The following is a 23,369-nucleotide window of genomic DNA, read 5'->3' on the forward strand; positions in this document are numbered from 1 at the left end:
AAAGTGAGGATTGATCCGAACCCTTGCGTTCGGGTGGCGGAATTATGCGATTCCAAACATCACGGAATCCTCACGCGGGCTTCAAATCGCCGTGACAATACGGGCTCAAGCCCTGGGCAGGTCGAAACGGAACACCGAACCCCGCCCCGGCACGCTTTCGGCCCGGATCGTCCCGCCGTGCAAGGCCACGATCCTGCCCACCAAAATCAGGCCCAAGCCCCCGGCGATCCCGCCCCCGCGGCGGCTCAAGGGCGAATCCCAAGCGAACAAGCGCGGCAGGTGTTCCGGCGCGATGCCGACGCCGGTATCGGACACCGCGACCTCGATCCGGCCCTCCCCCGGCTCGGCCTCCACCCACACCCGCCCGCCGGGTGGCGTATGGCGCAGGGCGTTATCGAGCAGATTGGTCAACACCCGCTCGACCAAGGCCAGATCGGCCCGCACCCAGGGCAATTCCGGTCCGGCCCCGGCCCGCAATTCCACACCGCGCTGGCGGGCGCTCAACTCGAATTTCTGCGCCACGTCCTGGAGCAATTCCGCCAGCGGGAACGCCTCCGGCTGGAAACTGGACTCGTCGCATTCCAGCCGGGCCAACTCGAACAACTCCTGCGCCAACTTGCCCAGTTGCTCGCTGTGGCGCACGGCGACCGCCAGATAGCGCTCGCGTTCTTCCGGTGTCAAGGGGGCGGCTTGGGCGCTCATGGCTTCGAGATAGCCGCGCAGCGCGGTCAGGGGCGAGCGCAGATCGTGCGAGACATGGGCGACCAACTCCCGGCGCACGCGGTCCTTGTGCTTGAGTTCGCCCATTTCCAGCGCCATGCGCCCGGCGCGGCGGAAAGTTTCCGCCAGCCGTCCGAGTTCGTCGCCGCGCCCCTCCGGCAAGGCCGCGTCCAGCTTGCCTTCCATCAGTCCTTCGCCGGCGCTGGCGAGATCGCGCACCGGACGGGCGAGTTGCCGGGCCAAGGCATAGCCGCCCAGCAACGCCGCCCCCAGCCCGAACAGCGACAAACCCAGGACCAGATAGAACAGCATCGTATAGGGTTCCATGGCGCTGCCCAGGTCGAGTTGCAGCACGGCGAGGACGGGCCGGTCGGCCCCGGTCAAGGGCCGCACCGCCACAAGATAGGATTGACCCGCTAATTCGGCCCGCCGCGGCCAGGAACCTTCGCCGCCGCCCGGCCCGCCCAGCCACAGGGCCAATTCGCCCCGCGCCCTGGCAGGCAAGGAACTCGCCAGTACATAGCCATGCGGAGCGGCGGGCTCGATCAGGCTGAGCGCCAGACCGGGCGGGGCCAGATCGAGGAACCGCCCGAGATAGGCTTGATCGATATGCAAGCCTATCGCCACCCAGCCGATAGTGACCGGCGCCCGCACCGGCACCACCGCCCAGGCATGGAAAACACCGTCCAGAAAACCGAACAGGGTCGCCCTGCCCTGCTCTTCCGCCCGGACCAGCGCCGCCGGATAGGCGAAGGCCGCGCCCCGGCCCTGGGCGGCGGTATCGGCGACGACCTGGCCGTCCAGGCCGACGAACAAGGCGCGATGGCCGCGGATGCGGTCGTTCAGGTTATCCAGGGCGGAGCGGACGGTTTCGGGGTCGGCGGCACTGGCGGCGGCGCGGAAACCGAAATCGGCGACCAGGATACGCGCCTCGCTGGCGATGCCCTCGCCCCGCTCCGTCAGGAAGGCGTGGAGGATGCGCTCGTCGTAGGCCAATTCCTGGCCCAGCCGCTCCATGACATTGGCCCTGGATAAACCGTAAACCGCGAACAGGATGAACGCCTGCGCCGCCACCAGCAGCGCGGAAAAAAACAGCGCCAGCCGGGCCTGGAAACTAAGGTTCACCGGGGTAGGCTTCCTGTTGCGGATGGACGGGCGGCTTGCCGTTGCGGTGCAGGCGTTTGAGCGGAATCACCGGGTTCCAGCCCATCGGCGTATCTTCCGTCGCCATCATGGCGGGGCCGGGCAGTTCGCCGTCGCGCTCGGCGTCGGGCTGCCAAACGGCCAGCCGGTATTCCCCGGCGGGTACCGACAGCGACCAGCGCCCCTCGGCGTCGCTGACCGCGAAATAAGGCGTGTCGGCGACATAGACATAGCCCAGCATCCAATCATGGATATTGCAGCCCAACACCGCCACGCCGGCCTGGCCGAAACGGACCGGCTGCTCGGGCCGACCCTTATACAGTTTGATCTCGAAGGCGTTGCCGGGGGAAAAGGAATAGACATGGTGCTGGATGCGGTCGCTATTGGGGAAATCGACCGTATCGCCCCGCTGGATCGCCAACACATGGGGGATGAACTCACGGTCGCGCTGGTCGATGACCATTGTGGCCGGTGGACGGGGCGGCGCGGGCCGGGCCGGGCGGGCCAGGATCACCGCCTCCGCCAAGGGTTGTCCCGCCTCGTCGCGCACTTCCCCGGAGAGGACCGCCGCCCGCGCCGACAGCCATCCGGCCCATAGGACCAGCGCCGCCAACCGTCTCAAAAGAACACCCGATAGGACAACAGCCACAGATTTTCCCGCTGCCGCGCCGCCTCGCCCCACAGTTCGCGGGCCGGGCGGTTGCTGTCGATCCACACGAATTCCAGGTTCAACTGGTGCTGCACATGGAAATCGAAGCTGTAGTTGTAGTTCACCGTCCAAGCCCGCCCCGATTCCCGGTTATCGTCCTGTGGGAACAAATCGTCGCCGCCCGCGGAAAAACGATCATGCCGCAGGCTCAGGCGGTGCCCGCCGCTGGCCTTGCTGAGCAGGACCGAATAAGCATGGAAGTCGGCATCGACCGGAAACACCCCGCCCATCGGCGCACCCATCTGGGTCCGCCCGAACAAACCCTGTCCGATCAGTTCCAGCGCCCAGGGCAGTTCCGATTTAAATCCCAGGCTGGCGAAACGGGTATGCCAGCCATATTGCCCATTCTCGACCACCGAGGTGCGGGCGCGGTTGTCGTAATACAACGCCCGGAATTTGGCGAGGCCGGGCCGTTCCAGGCTCAGGCCGAGGTAATAGCCGGGACGGCCATCGACCTCGACGAAAGGTTGGGTGGAACCGGCCTGCTTGGGGAAAATGCTTTGGATCACCCCGGACCGGGTGGGCAGGGGCAGGCGGTCGCCGAAAGTGGCTTCGTAATCGTGCAGGCTGAAACCGCGCCAAGCCAGCAAGGCACCCGCCGTGTCGTTGTTGCCGAAACCGGCCCCGAACAGGCCGAGTTGGTCGCCATTCCCAAGCCGGAGGGCCCATTGCGCCTCGCCGCCGAACACGCGCAGTTCCTCGCCGACCCAGGTATTGATGGCCGAGGAAGTCAGGGTATAGGGACTGGTCCAGCCGGTACCGGTGTTTTCCAGCGAGACCGGCGGGAAGAACGCGCCCAGCCGGGCGCTGTAGCGCAGGGATTCCATGCTGGCCGGTCGCCAGTGCAAAAACGCTTCGGTGGCGTCGAGGGGATGGGTTTGGCGATCCGCCGCCTTGAGCGTGGCCGTGGCGGTCCAATCCCAGCCCAACCGCATCCGCGCCGTCAAGGCGGCTTCGTTGGCACGGACCAGATCGGTGGAACCCCCATCGCCATAGCGGAATTTGCCCAACGCCCGGTCCAGCCAGGTGGGGTCGGATTCGACATGCAAATAGCGCAGATCGGCGAAACCATGCCATTCCATCGCGGGAAACCCGGCTTCGTCGGCCCCGGCACAGGCTGGCGCGAGCGATAGCAAGGCGCTGCCCACGCCCAGGCCGATGCGCCGCCGGGCCGGGCCGGGCCGATTCATCCGGGATTCCGGCCCGTCATGCCGCCGACCCGCCGTCCGGCGCGAACTTATAGCCCACGCCCCACACGGTGAGGATATGCGCCGGATGGGCCGGATCGGCTTCGACCTTGCCGCGCAGGCGGTTGATATGGGAATTGACCGTGTGTTCGTAGCCGTCGTGGCCATAGCCCCAGACCTGGTCGAGCAATTCCAAGCGGCTGAACACCCGGCCCGGATGGCGCATGAAGAAATGCAGCAGATCGAATTCGCGGGCGGTGAGGCTCAACACCGCGCCGTCCAGCTTGGCTTCGCGGGCCACGGGATCGAGGACGAAACGTCCGCCCCGCAACGCCGCGCCCTGGGGCGCTTGGGCCAGCGCCTCGACCCTACGGAACAGCGCCCGCACCCGCGCCACCAATTCCAACACCGAGAACGGCTTGGCCAGGTAGTCGTCCGCGCCCAGTTCCAGCCCGAGGATGCGCTGGCTCTCGGCGCTCTTGCCACTGACGATGATGATGGGGAGATAGCCCGGTTGGGCACGGACCCGGCGGCAGATTTCGAGGCCATCCACGCCGGGCAGGTTGATATCCAGGATCAAAAGATCGGTGAGGGCGGATTCCAGCGCCGCCATTCCGGCTACGCCGTCCTGGACCCGGCGCACGACATAGCCCTCTTCGCGGAGGCCGCGTTCCAGCAAGGCGGCGACCTCGGGATCGTCCTCCACCACCAGGATGTGCTTGTCGGTGTTCGCCACTGGATATCTCCCCGGCCTTGCGTTGACGGATGGTCGTGCGCGGAAGCGGCCCCCGTTGGGAGCGCGGCGGGATGATGGCGGGAAAGGACGGAGGATTTCAAGCGGGACGGAGGGCGGCGGCCCGCGGCGCGGGCCGGATGATTCGCACGGAGCGGCCAGGGAATCAGCGCAAGTGCTGCGCCTTGTCCAGCTTTTCCCACGGCAGTTCGGTGAACGAAGCCCCGAAATGCCCATTCACCGGCAAGCGGGCGTAGAAGCCGCCCTTGTGCTTGGAGGGTAAATGGCGCAGGTCGAAATCGCGGATGATGGCCCCGAGCCGGAAATCGATGCACTCGGCCAGACGGCTCTCGATCAAATCCTCGGAAACGGTGCCGGTGCCGAAGGTGCGGACCTCGATGCTCACGGGCCGGGCTTGGCCGATGGTATAGCTCAGTTGCACCTCGCATTCCTCCGCCAAGCCCGCCGCCACCACGTTCTTGGCCGCGTAGCGCGCGGCGTAAGCCCCCACCCGGTCCATGCGGCAGGGGTCTTTGCCCGAGAGCGCCGAGCCCGCGTGGCGGGCGTAGCCGCCGTAGGTGTCGCTGGCGGTCTTGCGCCCGGTCATGCCGGAATGGGCCACCGGGCCGCTCTTGGCGAAGCCGCCGCGCGGATTGACGAACAAATCCGTGGCCTCGTCCGGCTTGAGGGCGACGCCCGCGAACACCGGCATCACCACATGCTTGAGCAAGTCGTTCCTGAGGTTGGCCGGTTCGACCTGGACCTTGCCTTGCTGGCCCACGATCAAGGTGACGCTGTGGATGCGCTGGGGCACGCCCTCCACGAATTCCACGCCGACCTGGGTGGTGCAATCGGGCGAGAGATAGGGAATGGCTTTGGATTCCCGCGCCGTGCGCAGTTGCCGCGCCAGCCGGTTGGCCATGGCGATGGGGAAGGGCATGAATTCCGGGGTCTGGTTGCAGGCGAAACCGAACTGGGTGGTTTGGTTGCGGACCTCGATGCGGTCGAGTTCCTTGTCGCTCAATTGCCGCTCGTCCCAAGCGTAACGCTGTTCCAGGGGTTGGGCGGTGAGGCTGGTGACCACGGTACATTCCGAGGCGTTGAAACCTTCCTTGCGGTAGCCGACCTCGCCCACCACCTGCCGCGCCAATTCCGGGATATCCACCGTGGCCTTGGAGGCGAACCGCGCCGCGACGAACACCAGCCCCTTGGACAGGGCGCATTCGGTGACGACATGGGAATAGGGGTCTTGTTGCAAGAACCTATCGACGATGGCATCGGCGATGGTATCGCAAACGCGGTCGGGATGGCCCTCGGCGACCGATTCCGAAGTGAACAGGAAGCTCTTTCTCATCGCAGCACCTCAATCTCGTTGTTATTTCCCAAAATCCGACGCGGGTTCCGGCGGGTGCTGGAGCCGCTTGATGCCCTCGTTGACCACGAAGGGCAAGGTCGCCCCGGCCCCGATGGCGAGCCAATCGACCGGGCCGATGGGCGCGAGCCGCAACAGGGCGCGTAGCGGCGGAATATACGCCGCCGCGATCTGCAACAGGATCGACCCGCCGACAGCATAGGTCAGATAGCGGTTCTTGGGCCGCTCGCCCGGATGGAACACGCCGGTCTTTTCCGAACGGCAACTGATGGCGTGGAGCAATTGCGCCAGGGTCACGGTCATAAAGGCATTGGTGCCGGCATTGGCGGTGAGGCCACCATAGCGCATCAGGCTGTAGGCATAGACGCTCATCGCGCCCCCGGTCAAGGCCAAGGACTCGCGCACCAGGCGCAGGGCGTCGTCTTTGCGGATGATGGGTTCCGCCGGGTCGCGCGGCGGTTGCTTGAGGACGTCCTGTTCCGGCGGTTCCAGCGCCAGCGCCAAACCGGGCAGGATATCGGTGACGAGATTGATCCACAGTAATTGGATCGGGTTCAGCACCTCACCCGCGCCGATGGCGGTGCCAATCAGCATCATCTCGATTTCGCCCAGGTTGCTGGACAACAGGAACCTGAGGCTTTTGCGGATATTGGCGTAGATGGTGCGGCCCTGCTCCACGGCGGTAATCATGGTGTGGAGGTTATCGTCCTCCAGCACCACGTCGGCCACCGAACGGGCGACCTCGGTGCCGCGTTCGCCCAGGGCCACGCCGACATCGGCGGCCTTGAGGGCCGGGCCGTCGTTGATGCCGTCGCCGGTCATCGCCACCACCCGCCCGGCCTTTTGCAGGGATTGCACGATTCTGAGCTTGTGCGCCGGGCTGACGCGGGCGAACACCGTGGTGTCGTTGACGATGCCGGACAAAAGTTCCGGCTCCAGCTTTTCCAGGCTGGCCGAATCGACGATTTCCAGCGGCTTGTCGCCGCTGAGTCCCAGGCGCTTGCCCACGGAAAAAGCCGTGGTGCTTTGGTCGCCGGTAATCATCACGGTATCGATGCCGGCCGAATGGAATTGCGCCATCAGTTCGGCCATGCCGGGGCGGATGGTGTCTTCCATACTGCCGAGGCCGAGCCAGATCAGGTTTTGGGTCACGGCGGCGGTCGAGGTATCGACGGAATGGCCGTAGGCCACGCCCAACACCCGCAGCGCCTGTCCGGCCAGCCGTTCGTTGCAATGCAGGATGGTGGAGCGCTGCTCATCGTCGAGTTCGATAGAGGTGCCGTCGGGCAAACAGCGATGCGAGCAGAGTTCCAGCACATCGGCGGGGCTGCCCTTCACGGCGATGAGGTGTCCGGCCCCGGCATCGGTGTGGACCGTGACCATATAGGGCCGGTCCTCGGCGCGATGCAGGGTCTTGACCAGCGGATACGCCTCGCGGATGGCCCGGACATCGGCCCCCGCCGCCAGGGCGATTTCGATCAAGGCCGACTCGGTGGGCGAGCCATCGAGGCCCAGGCTATCGCCCCGGTCGATGAATTTGACCTCGCTGCACAACGTCACCATGTCCAGCAAACGCTTGAGGTCGGCGCGTTCCAAGGGCGCGATGGGCTCGTCGTTGGCGAGGAAACCGTCGGTCCCGAACGTCACCGAATGCTCGAACAATTCCACGCCCACCGCCCGCATCCGGTTCTCGGTCAAGGTGCCGGTTTTGTCGAGGCACAAGGTTTGAATCGAGCCCAATCCTTCCACGGCGGGCAATTGCCGCACCAGTACCTTTTTCTCGCGCATCTGGCGGATGCCGAGCGCCAAGGTGGTGGTCGCCACGGCGGGCAAGCCTTCCGGCACCGCCGCCACCGCCAGCGAAATCGAGGACTTGAGCATTTGTAGCACCCCGAAGCCGCGCACCAGCCCCAACCCGAACATCCCCGCGCAAATCGCCCCCGACAGCACCGCGAGTTGGGTGCCCATCTGGTCCAATTGGCGTTGCAGCGGGGTATCCGGGGTCTTGACCTCGCCAACCAGGGATTGGATCACGCCGATTTCGGTATGCCGCCCGGTCGAAACCGCCACCGCCAAACCGCTGCCACCCGTGACCACGGTGCCGCGATGCACCATGTTCTTGCGGTCGGCCAGGGGCGTATCCTCGGCCACCACCAAGCCGTGATGCTTGCCCACCGGCAGGCTTTCGCCGGTCAGGGCCGATTCGTCCACGGTCAGGCGGTTGCTGGACAGCAAACGGGCATCGGCGGGGATGTAGGTGCCGGGTTCCAGCACCAGGATATCGCCGGGCACCACCTCCTCGACCACGATCTCCCGGCGCTGACCGCCACGGACCACCTTGGCGTGGGTCGGGGTCATGGTGCCCAGGCTGCCGATGATTTTTTCCGCCGCGCTTTCGGTGGAATAACCGATGGCGGCGTTGATCAACACCACGCCCAAAATCACCAGGGCATCGGCCACGCCGCCGGTCGCCACCGACACCGCCGCCGACAGTCCCAGCAAAGCCACCGGAGGATTCAGCAATTGGCCCGAGATCATCGACCAAGCCGAGCGCGGTTTCTGTTCGCTGAGGACGTTGGGACCGTAGCGGTCCAGGCGCACCAGGGCGTGGGTGTCTTGCAAACCTTCGCGGTGGGTTTCCAAGGCGTCCAGCACCACCCCGCCTTCCGCCGCGTGCCAAGTCTGGCAGGGCGGGGCTTGGGTCTTGGCCCAATCCACCACCGGGCGCTGGGCCTGGGACGGCTGGGCCGGGCCGCGCCGTAAGCGGGGCAAGCGGAGGCTGAATCCTGGGCGCTGTCCGGCGGCGGGACGCTGGGTACGGGCCGCAGGTTCCGCCGGAGCCGCCCGCTCGGCCTGGGCACTGGCGGCGGGCCGGATCGCGCCGCCACGCCAATGCTCGCGGACGCAGGCTTCCAGTTCCTCCACCAACCCGGCCAGGGCGAGTCCGGGCTGGAAATGCACCACCGCGCTGCCCGTGACCGGATTGGCCTGGATGGCAACGAAAATGGCGTGGGTCGCCACCAGCCCTTCCAGGGCATGGCGCATCGCCTCGGAGCGATAAAGCCCCTTGACCTTGACGCGCATCCGTCCATGCGCCCCGTAGTGGACCAAAGTGACCAGCACCGCATCGACCGGGGCTGTGGCCTGGGCGGGAACACGGCTGGGATTGAGGGAATCGTTCATCGGTGGCTCTATGGAAGCTCGAAAGGGCGGAACCGATCCGCCGGGGTTTTCCAAAGCGGACGGATGACCACGCGAGTTTAATCCCGCAAGGTTAAAAAATCGTGACAATCCGTCCTTGTACGTAGGTGGCCCGGACCTGGGCCGGACCCGCGAGATGGAGCAGGCAGAACAAGCGTTCTTCCCAACTGCCGCAACGCGCCAGCCGGGCCGCGAGATAAGCGTCGCCGCCAACGGCCAGCGCAAAGAAATCGGCGTCCTTGCCGGGCGCGAAATTGCCGGTGGCATGGTCCAGCCGCAGGGCTTTGGCACCGCCCAGGGTGCCGAGATAAAGCAGCCGCGCCGCGTCCAGCCCCAAGCCTTGCAATTGCTGCACCTTATAAGCCTCGGCCAGTTCCCGCCATAGCGAGAACCCCGTGCCCGCGCCAATATCGGTACCCATTATGACCGGGATGCCGCGCTCGACATGGCGCGTGAGCGGAAACAAACCGCTGCCCAAATACAGGTTGCTGGTGGGGCAATGGCAAACCGCGCAGCCCGCCCCGGCCATGCGGTCCAGTTCCCGCGCGGTGGAATGGAGGCTGTGGGCCAGCACCGTGCTAGGCCCGACCAACCCATAGCGGTCGTAAACATCCAGGTAATCGCGGCTCTCCGGGAAACCGGCCGCCACCGCCGCGATTTCGCCGGGGTTCTCGTTGATATGGGTTTGGAGATAGGCGGTGGGATGGTCGCGCAGGAGTTCGCCGCAAATCCCGAGCAAGGTTTCGGTGCAGGCCATGGGCCAGCGCGGGGTGATGGCGTAGTGGAGGCGCGGTTCGCCCTCGCACAAGGCCATCAGCCGGACCGTGCCGTCCAGGGCTTGATCGAGGGTTTGCAACAGGACCGACGGGCCGTTGCGGTCCATCAGGGTCATCCCGGCGATAAGGCGCAGGCCTGAACGCTTCGCCGCCGCGAACAAGGCGGCATTGGCCGGATAATACTGCGAGCCGAACACCAGGGCAGTGGTGGTGCCCGAGGCCAGCAGTTTGGCGACGAAGCGCCCGGCGGTCGCCGTGGCGAAGTCCGCGTCCTGGAAGGCCGCTTCCGCCGGGAACACCGAGCGTTCCAGCCAATCCAGCAATTGCCCGCCGGGGGCGGCGGTGGCGTAGAACTGTGGGAAATGGATATGACCATCGACCAGGCCGGGAATCAGCCAATCCGGGCCGTGATCGATACGCCGGGCCTCCGGGAAGCGGGCCAAGAGTTCGGGGCCGGGACCGTAGGCGGCGATGCGGCCCTGGGCGTCCACGGCCAACGCGCCGTCGGGGATGATTTCCAAGGCATCGGGTTGGGCGAAAGGGTCGCCGCGGAGGTGGGCGAGCGTGCCGGTGTGCAGGGTGGTGGCATTCATGGGGAAACCTCCGATGGGAAACGGAGGGGGCATTTTATAGCGGGTGGATGCCGTGGGTTTCCTTTCCCCCAATGATCTTGCCCCAGCGTCAGCCCCAGGCCATGGCGTACGCCGACACCAGGATCAACCGCGCTGGCGTAACAACACCTCCAGATGTGTCTGGAACTGGCTTTGCCCAGGCGCAAGTTCTACGGCCCGCCGTACGGCGGCAATAGCCTCATCGATCCGGCCTTGGGGGCGTAGCGCGTGACCGAGCCCATTGTGTGCTTCAGGGAAGTTGGCATCGAGCGCGATGGCCCGGCCATAGCATTCCTCCGCTTCGATCCAACAGCCCCGCCGGATCAGGGTCCAGCCCAGCACGGCTTGGGGTCGGGGGTTTTGCGGCTCCAATCCGGCCAAGTGGCGGAAATGGCGTTCCGCGCCCTCCAGATGGCCGCAGTCTAGTAATAACCTGGCAATCCAGCGGTGCAATTGGGTGGAGCGTCCCAGGGTGAACCCGGCCAACCCATTCAGATGCTCGTCCGCCTCCGCCGCCCGGCCCTGCCGGAGTCGCAAGCGGACGAGTTGTCCGCGAACCAGCGGCTGGTCGGGATCGAGGGCGATAGCCTGTTCCAGGCAGCGCCCGGCCAGGGCTAGATCGCCCTCTTGCATCGCCGTTTTGCCAAGCAGGTACAGCGCGGGCGCGTGCTGTGCGAGGTGAATGGGGGCCTCGTTGCCGAACCGGTCGGCCCCGGGATCGCCCACCGCCCGCAATGCCAGATACAGGTCGCGGTAAACCCAAGCCGACGGTGCCTGTCCCAACGCCAATACCCGTCGGTAGGCGGCGATTTCGCCAGCGATATCGCCCCGCCGCCGGAGTTCGGCAGCTTCCCGCCACAGTTCCGGCCAACGCGGATCGCCGCCCGCCCATGTTTCCCCGCCGTCCGCGCCTTCCCGCAGGCAACGGTCGAGCAAACCACCCAACTGGGCTGCCCAAGGCTCTCGTACCAGATCGAGATGCGCGCAGGCGAGAACATGGTGCCGCACGCCGCCCTGGACCAAGCCCGCCCAGCCCGCATCGGGCAGAACATAGCGTTCCTCCGGCCAGTCGTGGCTTAAAAACAACACTGCGGTACCCGGATAGCTATGGGCCGCATAGCGCTGGGAAGCGGCGCGGTTCCTGGCGGCGACCCGGTTGCGACCGGTGGAATCATTTTGCCCATGGACGGGTGTGGGACCGGGCAAAGGAGGCGGGGCATTGGCATCGATAATGCCGAGGAAAGCTACGTCTTGACTCTGAAGGCGTAATTGGCGGGCGATCTCGAACGCCAGCCGCCCGCCGAACGAATAGCCCGCCAGATGGTACGGTCCCGTCGGCTGAAGGCCGCGTATCTGCCCAAGACAATAAGCGGCCATGGCTTCCAAGGTTTCGTCTGGAACGAGGCCGTCGCCGAAACCCCGCGCCTTGAAGCCATAGACTGGCCGGTCGGTGTCGAGATAAGGCAGCAGTGGACGGGCATAGAGGCTCTGACCGAGCACACCATAGGCGAAAAACAAAGGCGGCAACCGGCCTTCCGCCCGTAAAGGTTCCAAGCCTCCCGCCACGCGGGGCGCGGACTGTTCCAGATGGCGGGCGAGCCGGGCCAGGGTCGGATGCTCGAACAAGGCCACCAACGGCAATTCCCGGCCCAACGCCTGGGTGATCCGGGTGACTAGGGTGAACGCCAGCAACGAATTCCCGCCCAGTTCGAAAAAATCGTCGTCCATGCCGATGGCATCCAACCCCAGCAGGTTTTCCCACAGGCGCTTGAGGCTCCAACCCAGCGGGGTGGTCGGCAAGACGGTTTCCGGCGGGGCGGGCGGGTCCAGTTGGGCCAGGGCGGCGCGGTCGATTTTGAAATTGGGCAGCAGGGGCAGCGCCTCGATCCGGGCCAGCCGGACCGGCACCATGTAGGGCGGCAAGCGTTCCCGCAGGAAGGCTTTCAGGGCGGCGGCATCGGGTCCGGCATCGGGGGCGGTGGCAGTAGTCCAATAGCCGACCAGGCGTGGTTCCCCGCTACCCGGCGTGGGACGGCCCAAGACCGCCGCCTCGGCCACACCCGGATGGGTTTTCAAAATGGCCTCGATAGCGGCGGGTTCGACCCGGTGGCCCTGGATTTTCAACTGGTGGTCGGCGCGGCCCAGGAACTCCAACAAACCATCGGGCCGCAGCCGTCCCAGGTCGCCGGTACGGTAGCGGCGGACACCAGGGTCTCGCGGGTGCGGGACGAAACGTTCGGCGGTCAATGCCGGGGCGTTCCAATAACCCAGGGCGATATGGCGGCTTTCCACATGGATTTCGCCGATTTCACCCGTGGCGACGGGATCGCCTTCCGGCCCCAGCAGCAGCATTTCACGGTCGGGGATGGCGTGGCCGACCGGCACCCGCTCCGGTTCGATGGGCGTGGCATGGCCGATAAAGCGGTGGCGGTAGAGGGTCGCGGCCTCGGTGGCGCCGATGCCGGTGTACAGCCACCCCCCCAGGGGGAAATGCCGCTTGAACGCGGCCACGTCGCCGCCATCCAGACGGTCGCCGGCGATATAGACGATCCTGACTTCGTCGAAACCCTGGCCGGGGTCCAGGTCGCGGACCAGATGGCGGAACACCACCGGCACGGAATGGTAGATCGTGATGCGCCGCTTCCGGACAAACCCGGCCAGGTCCACGCCCTCCCCCGGCGGCAGGATGTGCAAGGACGCGCCATTGAGCAGGGCACCATAAATATCGCGGATGGCACCGTTCACGCTGGGCGAATAGCACTGGGTCAACCGGTCGTCCGCGCCCAGGTGGACCGCGTTGGTGTATTGCATGACATCGTGCAATAGGTTGCGGTGGTTCTGGAACACGCCCTTGGGCGCGGCAGTGGTGCCGGAAGTGTAGAGGATATAGGCGAGGCTATCCGGGGTGGCTTCCGGCAGGGCGCAATCCGGCGCGGCCACCCCCGCATCGTCCATGACCAACAACGGCAACTCCGGTGCCAGCAACCCGGCGGCCTGGGCCCAATGGGCTTGGTCCGTGACCAGGGCGGCGATGCCCGCCTGGGCCAGGATCAGGCGGTTGCGCTCCGCCGGAAACCCGGCATCGAGCGGCACATAGCCACAGCCGGCCCGCAACACCCCCAACATCGCGATGGGAAACAGCGCGTCATGGCCGAGCAGGATACCGACCGGCGTGCCCGGAATCAGCCCGGCTCCGGCCAGCCTCAAGGCCAAGCGTCCAACGGATTCCCACACCTCGCCATAACTGAACCGGCGCTGCCGGTCGAGCAAAGCCGGACGGTCGGCATAACGGCGGGCGATGGTGGCGAAACGGGTCGGCACCGATTGCTCGATGGCTTCGGGCGCGAACGGTTCGAAAGGCCGGTCGGTCGGCCCACCGTGATCCAGTGGCAAAACCCCGTTCATGGCGTCGTCGCCCCCCAAACGGCCGGGCTGGGCGACCGCGCCGCATCCACGATAGCGGCGATCTGCGCGGTACCCGCCACCAAGGGCAAGGCACAACCCGCACCCAGCACGAATCGCGGCCCCCGGCACTCGGCCAGCAAGCGTCCGGTCGCCGCCGCCACCCGGGCCGCGCTCTCAGCGAACACGGCGTGGGTATGGGACAGGCCGGTGCTGATCCCGCCCGGCCAGCACCGCGTCAGGAAGGCCGGCGGCGGATTGTCGGCTTGGGTATCGTAATGGAGGATGGCCACGGGCAAGCCCGCCCAATCCCCGAGCAAATCGGTATAAACCGCCGCGCCATGCACATGCAGCACATTGCAGGGCAGCGCGGCGGCGGCGGCCAGACAGGCCCGGTCGCCGGGCAACGCATATTCCCGGTAGTCGGCGAGGGACAGTCCTGTCGGCTGGGCATGTTGGGTGGCGAAATAAATGCCATCGATGCCGGTATCGACCAAGGCCGCGATCAAGCGGAGGGTATTGGCGGTAATCTGGCCCAGGCCGGCCCGGACCTGGGCCGGGAAATCCCGCAACAAGGCCGCGAATAATTCCGCGCCCGCCAGCAGGCCAAGCTGGAACACCGGATTGAATACCGTCATCAGCACCGGGATGGCGCTGGGCAGGCTCCGCCGGGTCACCACGGCGGCGCGGAGCAATCCACCCACGAAACCGGCTTGGGGATTCAAATCGGGCAGCGCCCATAAATCATCGGCCTGGGCGACGACCCGCCCCACCACTGTGCGACGCCCGAAACGGTCGCCGTCCCAGGTATCGGTCAATCCATAATCGCGGACCTGATAGGTGGAGGCCGGGGTGATTTTGCTGAAATCGAGATCGAAAGCGCGTTGGAATTCGACGCTGGCGCGTCCCAGGGTTTCGCCATCCTGGTCGAGTCCGGGATGGTGCAGCCAGAGCGAAACCGGCGTGACCGGCAGGGCGTCCCCCGCCAAGGTCGCCATTAATAACTCCCGATAGGCCAATTTTCTCGGCATGGAACTGGAAAGGGGGCAAGCGCATATCAAATACGGAAAGGGGATGCCCGTTGTCATCCGTCCACTCCGGCCGTTCGTCCGCCGACAGGCCGATATTGGCCCGCCCTGGGTTTTTAAAATAGCTCCAGCTATCGATCCTGCAAGAGCAAGGCAATCGCACCGAAAACAGCGCGACCCCCAGGCGGATGAAGGCGCGTGGATCAACCCGCCACGCCAGCAACCTACCAACGGCGCTTATAGCCCCAAGAACCCCGGCAACTCCCGCACCGAATCGACGACGGCATCGGGCCGCACCGCCGAAGCCCGCGCATAAGCCTCCCGATACTTGCCAGTCCGCACCAAAATCCCCGCCAAGCCCGCCGCCTGCCCGCCGCCCACATCCGCATCGATATCGTCGCCGACCATGGCGACCTCGTCCGCTGCCAAACTCATCTCCCGCAACGCCACCCGGAAGAAATCCGCCGCAGGCTTGCCCATCACCAGGGCGCTCTGCCCGGTGCAATATTCCAGCGCCGCCACCAAGCCGCCGATATCCATGCAAAGCCCCGCTTCGGTCTGCCAAAAGCGGTTGCGATGAATGGCGATGAGCTTCGCCCCCAGCATCAAACGCTTGAACAGCCGGTTCAGCAACCCATGGTCCCAGGCCGGGCCGATATCGCCCAGCACCAGATAATCGGCGCTTTCAATATCAACCTCCTCCACGGCGGCGAAATCGCTTTTCACATCCCCGGTCAGCAACAGGGCGCAACGGGGTCGACCCAGGCGCTCCAAGTACAGCCGGGCCGCTTGCGGGGCGCTGATGATTTCGCTGGCGTCGATGTCCAACCCCAGGCCCAGCAGCTTCCGGTGCAGGGAAGCCAGGGACAGCGTGCTGGTGTTGGTGGCGAAGCGGAGGGCGAGACCTCCGGCGCGGAGGCGGGCGAGACTTTCCGCCGCGCCCTCGATGGGGGTCTGGCCGACATACAACACGCCGTCCAGATCGATGAGCAAGCCTTTGGCGGCGATGGGCCGCGGCGCGGCGCTGGCTATGGGGTCCATGGCGGCGAACCTCCGGGGAATCTGGAAAGCGGTCACACGGGATTGGGCCGCAGTATCTCAAAGATTTCGAAGGCCTGTATCCAGGCTTCGTCGAGGATGGGCGGGATCACGTACAAAGGCAGCCCCAACAGGTTCCAGGCGCCCTTCTCGAAACAGACGTTTTCGCCATAGAGGGCCTCGTCTGGCGAAACCGAAGGCTCGATATTGGAGGCCAGGGCGCTGGCGACATGGATCAAGGCGGCGCTCTTGCGATAGCACGGGGCCAGGCTCGGGGCCAGATAAAACGCCACGGCGGCCTGCAAACGCTCGGGCAAGCCCCACAGCCGCAACAACTCGGCCCCGAGTTCGGCATGGGTGAAGCCGAACACACTGAACTCGGCTTGGTTCAGCCCCTCCTCGCTGCTGTCGTGCTGGGCCAGGACTTGGCGGTACAAATCGGCCCGCCCCGAATACAACGCCAAGCGCCCGACCTTGTGCAGCAAGCCGGCCACGAACAAGGGTTCGCTATCGAACACCCGGCAGCGGAAAGCCAAGGAACGGGCGATCACCCCGCAGGCCACGCTATTGAGCCAGAACCGCTCCATGTCGATCAACTCGGGCGGGATGCCCTGGAAACGGTTGGTCACGGTGGTGGCGACCAAGAGGTTGCGCAGGGCTTCGCGGCCGATCAGGGCGATGGCCCCGGACACGGTCTCGATCTTGGCCGGGGAATCCATCAGCCCGCTGTTGGCCAGTTGCAGCACCCGCGCCGTCAAGGCCGGGTCGCTGATGATGACCTCGCCGATCTCGCCATTGGTGACATAGGGCGAATTCAACAACTGGCCGAGCTTGAACACCGCCTCGGGCAGGGAGAACAAGGTCTTGATTTCGTTAGCGAGCGTGAGGGCGCTCATCGCCGCGTGGGGCTGACTACTCATGGGGTGGGCCATCCATCCATTCCGAACACCGGGCCATCCAGGGCGGACCGACCGGCCCGGCGGGTTTCCCGGAAGCCGCCGTGCTTGGCACCGGCACCGGGAACGCCACGCGGTCGTCGGTTTCGGTGCCACGCCATGGAACGGTCATGCAAAGTGTAGCCGCCTCTATGACGGGCGTTAGCGCTGAAAAGCCAGGATCGGCGAATTCCTAGCGCCACGCTCGGGAATCGTCCCGTGGGGCGGGCTTATCCGGGTTGCCACCACGCCCCGGCTTCCGCCGCCGACAGCGCCTCCACCCACCACGCCAACGCCCGTCCGCGTGGTCCGGCTTTCCAGGCCATGCAGAAAGGACCGGCGGGCTTGGGCGCGGCCACTTGTTTTTCCACCAAGCGCCCGGCGGCGAGGGCGTCCGCCGCGAGGCCCAGCGGCAAATAGCCCACGCCCAGGCCCAGTTCCTGGGCCTGGAGCTTGGCCCTGAGGGTCGGCACGGTGAGGATATCCTGGCCCGACAAGAGCCCCGTGCTGCGCGGCGGCAGGTTGCGCGAACTATCGGCCACCGCCACCGCCCGGTGGGCCTGGATATCACACGAAGCCAAAGGTTCCGGGGCTGCGGCCAAGGGATGGTGCGGGGCCACCGCGAACACGAACCCATGGCTGCCCAGGATTTTCACCGCGTAGCCGCCGCCCGCCGGACCTTCGCAGGGGGCACCGACGACGAGGTCGGCCCGGTCCGAGAGCAGGGCGTCCCAACTGCCGCCCAGCACCTCGGTGGCGATCCGCAGCCGGGTGCCGGAACCGAGCCGGTAGAAGCGCTCGGCGAAGGGGAACAAGCCTTCCGTCGGCAGGATATCATCGTGGGCGATGCGCAATTCCGGTTCCCAGCCCTGCGCCACCCGCTTCACCCGCGCCTCCAAGGCCGCCGCCGCCACCAGCAAAGGCCGGCCTTGTTCCAGCAATTCGCGTCCGGCGGCGGTCAGCTTGGCGCGGTGGCCGCGGCGATCGAACACCTCGACGCCCAGGTCTTCTTCCAGCTTGCGGACGGTGTAGGTGAGGGCCGAGGGCACCCGGAACAATTCTTCCGCCGCCTGCGCGAAACTACCGCGCCGGTCGATGGCTTCCAGTACTTCGAGGGCGTCGAGGCTGAGCTTGGTCATACAAAAATCCTGAATGAATCAGCCGGAAAATTTCGCTATCCATGGCGGAGCCGGGCCTATAGCATTGTTCCCAGTTGTGGATTAAACCGCAGCCTCGTTCAAAAAAATAGAACAGTCACGTCATCACCGGGCGCTACCCAGCGCCAACCACCCCGAGGACCGCACCATGAGCCTTTCCAGTAATCCGCTTTTCGATAGCCTCGCCCTGGGATCGACCGTCCTGCGCAACCGCATCGTCATGGCCCCGATGACTCGCAGCCGCGCCGACGACGTCGGCGTGCCGGGGGCGCTGGCCCCGCTGTATTACGGCCAACGCGCCGCGGCGGGACTCATCATCACCGAAGGCACTTTCCCTTCGCCCATGGGCAAGGGCTATGTGCGCACGCCCGGCATCCACTCGGAAGCCCAGGTCGAGGCTTGGCGGCAGGTCGCCGCCACGGTCCACGCAGCGGGCGGCACGATCTTCATGCAGATCATGCACGCGGGCCGCATTTCCGATCCCAGCTTCCTGCCGGGCGGGGCCACGCCGGTCGCGCCCTCGGCGGTGCGCCCGGAAGGCCAGTCCTATACCGATGCCGGGATGCAACCCCATATCACGCCCCGCGCCCTGGACTTGGCGGAAATCCCCGGCCTGGTCGAGGAATACCGCCGCGCCACCGAGAACGCCTTGCGGGCTGGGTTCGACGGGGTGGAATTGCACGCCGCCTCGGGTTATCTGCCCGAGCAATTCCTGTCCTCGAAAACCAACCGGCGCGACGACGCCTACGGCGGCGATATTGGGCGGCGGGCGCGGTTCGTGTTGGAAGTCCTGGAGGCCATGGCCGGCGTGGCCGGGGCCGGGCGGGTGGGCATCAAGCTCTCGCCGGAGATGAATTTCAACGATATCGCCGACGACACGCCGCGAGAAACCTACATCCACCTGGTCGAACAACTGGCGGGCCTGGACCTGGCCTATCTGCATGTCGCCCTGTTCGGCACGCCGGTGGATTATCACGGCCTGTTGCGGCCGCTGTTCCCCGGCCCCTATCTGGCGGGCGGCGGCCTGACCCAGGCCACGGCCACGGCCCTTTTGAACGAAGGCAAGGCCGATGCCGCCGTGTTCGGGAGCCTGTTCATCGCCAATCCCGATCTGCCGGAGCGCTTCCGGTCGGGGGCGGCGCTGGCCGAGCCGGACCGCTCCACCTTCTACACGCCGGGCGGGCGGGGCTATACCGATTACCCGGCCCACGCCGCCTGAGACCCGCAGCCACACAACGCAATGGAGGACACCATGGCTACCCTGAACCCGCCCATCCCCACCGATACCGTGCAACGCTCCCGCCGGATCGAACAACGCATCGCCGGCCAGGCCACTTCCGACGGCGCGGGCGTGAAACTGGTCCGGGTGGTGGACCGCGCCCTGCACCGGCGGCTCGACCCCTTCCTGATGCTGGACGCCTTCGGCACCGACCGGCCCGAGGATTACATCGCCGGTTTCCCCGACCACCCGCACCGGGGCTTCGAAACCATCACCTACATGATCGCCGGGCGTATGCGCCACCGCGACAGCGCGGGCCACGAAGGCTTACTGGAAAACGGCGGGGTGCAGTGGATGACGGCGGGCCGGGGCGTGATCCATTCCGAGATGCCCGAACAGGAACAGGGCGCGATGGAAGGTTTCCAGCTTTGGCTCAACCTCCCGGCGCGGGACAAACTGGCCGAACCCTGGTACCGGGATTTCCCCAACGCCGCGATTCCCCAGTTCACCACCGCCGATGGCGTGACCGTGCGGGTCATCGCCGGGGAGAGCCAGGGCGTGGCGGGCGCGGTGCGGCGCGAGGTCACGGAGCCTTTGATCCTCGACCTGCATTTGCCCGCCGGCAGCCGCCACGCCCAAAGCCTACCCGCCGCCGCCAACGCCTTCCTCTACACCTACCGGGGCGAGGTCGCGGTCGGGGGCGGCGCGGTCCCGGCGGGGCAACTGGCGATCTTCGCCAATAGCGCGACCGCCGATGGCGTCGTCATCGAGGCGGCGCGGGATAGCCGGGTGTTGCTGGTCGCCGGGCAACCCCTGGGCGAACCCATCGTCCAATACGGTCCTTTCGTGATGAACACCCAGGCCGAGATCGAGCAAGCCCTGCGCGATTTCCGCTCGGGGCGGCTCGGAACCGCAGCTTGAGCGAGCCGCCTCACCACAACCACGCCGCGCCGCGCACCCCGCTGGAATCGCCGTGGCGCGGCGCGACCAAGCGGGTATCGACCCGGTCTGAGAACACATAGCGCCCCCACAGCTTGGGCACGTTGGCATAGAGCCGGGCGCAATTCGACAAACCCCCGCCCAAGACCACCGCGTCCGGGTCCAGGAGGTTGATGACATGGGCCAAGGCCCGCGCCAGCCGCTCCTCGTAGCGCAGCAGGGCGGCTTCGCAAACCGCGTCGCCCGTCGCGGCGCGGGCCACGATCTCCGGCCCGGCCAGGGCCGCGCCCGCGTGGCGCGCGTAATCGCGGGCCAAGCCCGGTCCCGACAGGAAGGTCTCGATACAACCCCGCCGCCCGCAATAGCAGACCGGCCCCGGCAACTCCTCCGCCGTGGGCCAGGGCAAGGGGTTGTGACCCCATTCCCCGGCGATGGCGTTGGGACCGTTCAAGGGCCGGCCCCGCACGACGATCCCACCGCCCACGCCGGTCCCCAGGATCACCCCGAACACCACTTCCGCCCCCGCCGCCGCGCCGTCGGTGGCCTCCGACAGGGCGAAGCAATCGGCGTCGTTGGCGATGCGTACCGGCCTTCCCAACAGCCGCTGCAAATCCTCGACGATGGGTTGGCCGTTCAGGCAGACCGAGTTGGAATTCTTGAGCCGTCCGCTGGCGCGGGACAGCGCCCCCGGCGTGCCGATACCCACCGTGCCTTCGGCGGACAACGCCCGCTCGGCCTCCACCACCAAATCGGCGACAACCTGCAAAATGCCCCGGTAATCGCCCTGGGGCGTAGGGGCGCGACGACGCCAAAGCTCCGCTCCGTCCTCCGGGGCCAGGGCGATGAGTTCGATCTTGGTGCCGCCAAGGTCGATTCCAAAACGTATATTGTTGTTTTCCATGGGGTTATCCGGTGGGTATATCGGAACGGGCAGCCTGGATGGCTACTGATTTTCAGCCGTTGGGAGGTTGAAGTATATCCGGGAACCTTCCGGGGCTGGTTCCAGAGGTCCGCCGAAAGCGAGAAGCCGTAATCCACGGAATAGCTCCGGTAGGCCAAGCAATGGAAACACCTCATCCTGCCGATGGCGCGTTCGACCACGACCCGCGTGGCGGCTTGTTTCCTATTCCCTGCCTGCCATTTGGGCTGAATCGTTTATGCCCTAAACAGCGATGACCGCCGGGATGTGAGGATGAGGGTCATAACCCATGATTTCAAAATCTTCAAACTTATAATCGAAGATTGATTCGGGTTTGCGCTTCATCCTTAGACGAGGTAGTGGCCGGGGTTCTCGGGTAAGTTGCAGGCGTGCTTGATCAATATGGTTTAAATAGATATGAATGTCCCCAAAACTATGAATAATTTCCCCAACATCCAGATCGCATTGCTGCGCAACCATATGAGTGAGAAACGCAACTGATGCGGTGTTATAACCCACGCCGAGAAATAAATCCCCACTACGTTGCGTCAGCATACAGCTAAGCTTCCCATTGACGACATAAAATTGATACATGACATGGCAAGGAGAGAGCGCCATTTTACCTTCTCGCGCATTTTGATCCGGTTTTTTCGACTCATCTGGAAGTAACGCGACATTCCACGCATTGATAATATGCCGCCGGCTATTGGGATTCTTGCGTAGACCTTCGATAAGCACTAAAACCTGGTCATAGGTCTTTCCGTCCCCGCCCTGCCATTGACGCCACTGGGCCCCATAGATCGGGCCAAGTTCTCCCTCCGGGGTCGCCCATTCATTCCAAATCGTGACACCATTGTCATTAAGGTATTTTATGTTCGTGCCGCCTTTCAGGAACCACAAAAGTTCATGGAGGATTGATTTGATATGCAGTTTCTTAGTTGTCAGAAGAGGGAATCCTTGACTAAGGTCGTGCCGGTACATTCGGCCAAACACCGATACTGTTCCGGTGCCTGTCCGGTCTCCTTTTGGCGTGCCGTTAGTCAACACGTCGTCCAGTAGGGCTAAATATTGTTTAGTCATATTCGACCTTCAAACCATTCGTGATTGGTATGGGGCTTACGCAAAAATCTGAAGCTCCCGCGGAATCCTAATTGATGGGCATTTAAGCTTCTTCTGCATAGACTCGGAAAGAAGGCTGTTTTTCAGCGCGTAAATCTTGGTTTCGAGTTTCCTAGCAAGGCGGGTATGGCGCAGCCGATGTGGTTTTCTGGGCGCGGGCTTTGCGGCATTGGCATTTTTCCAGGCCGAGCATTTGTTTGCCTTTCCGTCGGCCAAGTAGAAGCGCGGCTGATGGCCGAACACCGCCAAGGGACCGCCCCCGGCGCGACCGGCCTAGCCGAGGATACGCAGCAAATCAAGCTAGGGCCTCATGCCGTGGCCCCCTCCCGCGCCGGTTTGCGATAAGCCCAAGCCAACAGCGCGATGCCCAACACGATCATCGGGGTGCTGAGGATTTGGCCCATGGTCAACCAACCGAAAGCCAAATAGCCCAGTTGGGCATCGGGCATCCGCACGAATTCCACGGCGAAGCGGAACAGCCCGTACAGCAGCAGGAACATCCCGCTCATGGCCGGGGTCGGCGGCGACTTGCGCCCGAACCAGCGCAGCGCGAGGAACAGCGCGACACCTTCCAATCCCGCCTCGTACAACTGCGAAGGATGGCGCGGTTCCGGGCCCGCGCCCGGAAATACCATGCCCCAGGGCAGGCCGGTGGGCGCGCCCCAGAGTTCGCCATTGATGAAATTGCCGATGCGCCCGGCGAACAGGCCGATGGGCACATAGGGCCCGATGAAATCGGTGACTTGGAAGAAACCCGCGCCATTGCGCCGGGCGAACAAGAACATCCCGGCGAACGCCCCCAACAACCCGCCATGGAAGGCCATGCCGCCTTCCCATACCCGGAACAACATGGCCGGGTCGGCCAGGAACGCCGGGAAGTTATAGAACAGGATGTAGCCCAGCCGTCCGCCGATCACCAAACCCAGGGCGGCGTAGAAAATCAGGTCTTCGACCTGCGGGGCGGTCCAGGGGAAGCCGGGTTGCTGGGTCCTGCGCTTGCACAAATACCAGACCGTGCCGATGCCAACCACGTACATCAGCCCGTACCAATGGATTTTGAGGGGGCCGAGGCTGATGGCGACGGGGTCGATTTGGGGATAGGGGAGCATGGGGGGAATTCCTCCGAGGATGGCGGGGCCGGGCCGGGAGGGCAGACTATAG

The 23,369-nt window shown here is 65.3% G+C and carries 17 protein-coding genes; 2 read left to right on the forward strand and 15 right to left on the reverse strand.

Features of this window, described 5'->3' with window-relative positions:
• Positions 1-105: 105 nt before the first annotated feature.
• The 12 genes from B9N93_RS00520 to B9N93_RS00575 all read right to left on the reverse strand — a co-directional run bounded on the left by B9N93_RS00520 (position 106) and on the right by B9N93_RS00575 (position 17,994).
• Positions 106-1,845 carry an ATP-binding protein gene (locus tag B9N93_RS00520; protein ID WP_085209889.1) on the reverse strand — a complete coding sequence of 580 codons (1,740 nt, stop codon included), beginning with the start codon at positions 1,843-1,845 and terminating at the stop codon, positions 106-108.
• Entirely contained in the window at positions 1,835-2,485 is a 651-nt protein-coding gene (locus B9N93_RS00525; protein ID WP_085209891.1) for a methylamine utilization protein, read from the reverse strand. Before B9N93_RS00525 ends, B9N93_RS00520 begins: the two co-directional genes overlap by 11 nt.
• Positions 2,482-3,762 carry a hypothetical protein gene (locus tag B9N93_RS00530; RefSeq protein ID WP_085209893.1) on the reverse strand — a complete coding sequence of 427 codons (1,281 nt, stop codon included), beginning with the start codon at positions 3,760-3,762 and terminating at the stop codon, positions 2,482-2,484. The genes B9N93_RS00525 and B9N93_RS00530 overlap by 4 nt, the downstream gene beginning before the upstream one ends.
• 16 nt (positions 3,763-3,778) lie before the next feature.
• A complete protein-coding gene (locus tag B9N93_RS00535; protein WP_254899310.1) occupies positions 3,779-4,495 on the reverse strand; it encodes a response regulator transcription factor in 717 nt (238 codons plus the stop codon).
• A gap of 163 nt (positions 4,496-4,658) precedes the next feature.
• Positions 4,659-5,846, reverse strand: coding sequence for a methionine adenosyltransferase (metK, locus tag B9N93_RS00540; RefSeq protein WP_085209897.1), 1,188 nt, complete (start codon positions 5,844-5,846; stop codon positions 4,659-4,661).
• Positions 5,847-5,867: 21 nt separating this feature from the next.
• Positions 5,868-9,047, reverse strand: a complete 3,180-nt coding sequence (locus B9N93_RS00545; protein WP_085209899.1) for a cation-translocating P-type ATPase — start codon at positions 9,045-9,047, stop codon at positions 5,868-5,870.
• A 91-nt stretch (positions 9,048-9,138) separates the two neighbouring features.
• The gene (gene guaD, locus B9N93_RS00550; protein WP_176225073.1) at positions 9,139-10,434 is read right to left on the reverse strand and encodes a guanine deaminase; all 1,296 of its coding nucleotides are present in this window, start codon (positions 10,432-10,434) and stop codon (positions 9,139-9,141) included.
• A gap of 123 nt (positions 10,435-10,557) precedes the next feature.
• Entirely contained in the window at positions 10,558-13,857 is a 3,300-nt protein-coding gene (locus tag B9N93_RS00555; protein WP_125468781.1) for an amino acid adenylation domain-containing protein, read from the reverse strand.
• Entirely contained in the window at positions 13,854-14,885 is a 1,032-nt protein-coding gene (locus tag B9N93_RS00560; protein WP_176225074.1) for a uroporphyrinogen decarboxylase family protein, read from the reverse strand. Before B9N93_RS00560 ends, B9N93_RS00555 begins: the two co-directional genes overlap by 4 nt.
• A gap of 234 nt (positions 14,886-15,119) precedes the next feature.
• Positions 15,120-15,923: a TIGR01458 family HAD-type hydrolase gene (locus B9N93_RS00565; protein WP_085216125.1), complete on the reverse strand. Its 804-nt coding sequence runs from the start codon at positions 15,921-15,923 to the stop codon at positions 15,120-15,122.
• A gap of 32 nt (positions 15,924-15,955) precedes the next feature.
• A complete protein-coding gene (locus B9N93_RS00570) occupies positions 15,956-16,840 on the reverse strand; it encodes an HDOD domain-containing protein (protein WP_176225075.1) in 885 nt (294 codons plus the stop codon).
• A gap of 245 nt (positions 16,841-17,085) precedes the next feature.
• Positions 17,086-17,994: a LysR family transcriptional regulator gene (locus tag B9N93_RS00575; protein ID WP_085209908.1), complete on the reverse strand. Its 909-nt coding sequence runs from the start codon at positions 17,992-17,994 to the stop codon at positions 17,086-17,088.
• 166 nt (positions 17,995-18,160) lie between these two features.
• Here B9N93_RS00575 and B9N93_RS00580 point away from each other — a divergent pair, with 166 nt between their 5' ends.
• Positions 18,161-19,231: an alkene reductase gene (locus B9N93_RS00580; protein ID WP_085209909.1), complete on the forward strand. Its 1,071-nt coding sequence runs from the start codon at positions 18,161-18,163 to the stop codon at positions 19,229-19,231.
• Positions 19,232-19,264: 33 nt separating this feature from the next.
• Positions 19,265-20,152, forward strand: a complete 888-nt coding sequence (locus B9N93_RS00585) for a pirin family protein (RefSeq protein ID WP_085209911.1) — start codon at positions 19,265-19,267, stop codon at positions 20,150-20,152.
• 10 nt (positions 20,153-20,162) lie between these two features.
• Here B9N93_RS00585 and B9N93_RS00590 read toward each other — a convergent pair whose 3' ends face one another.
• The 3 genes from B9N93_RS00590 to lgt form a co-directional block, all read right to left on the reverse strand.
• On the reverse strand, positions 20,163-21,071 hold the full coding sequence (locus B9N93_RS00590) for an ROK family protein (protein WP_085209913.1): 909 nt from the start codon (positions 21,069-21,071) through the stop codon (positions 20,163-20,165).
• 261 nt (positions 21,072-21,332) lie between these two features.
• Complete coding sequence (locus B9N93_RS00595) at positions 21,333-22,169, reverse strand: thymidylate synthase (protein WP_085209915.1); 837 nt, start codon at positions 22,167-22,169, stop codon at positions 21,333-21,335.
• A 347-nt stretch (positions 22,170-22,516) separates the two neighbouring features.
• The gene (gene lgt, locus B9N93_RS00600; protein WP_085209917.1) at positions 22,517-23,317 is read right to left on the reverse strand and encodes a prolipoprotein diacylglyceryl transferase; all 801 of its coding nucleotides are present in this window, start codon (positions 23,315-23,317) and stop codon (positions 22,517-22,519) included.
• Positions 23,318-23,369 lie beyond the last annotated feature (52 nt).

It is taken from the genome of Methylomagnum ishizawai, from assembly GCF_900155475.1.
Classification (GTDB): Bacteria; Pseudomonadota; Gammaproteobacteria; order Methylococcales; family Methylococcaceae; genus Methylomagnum; species Methylomagnum ishizawai_A.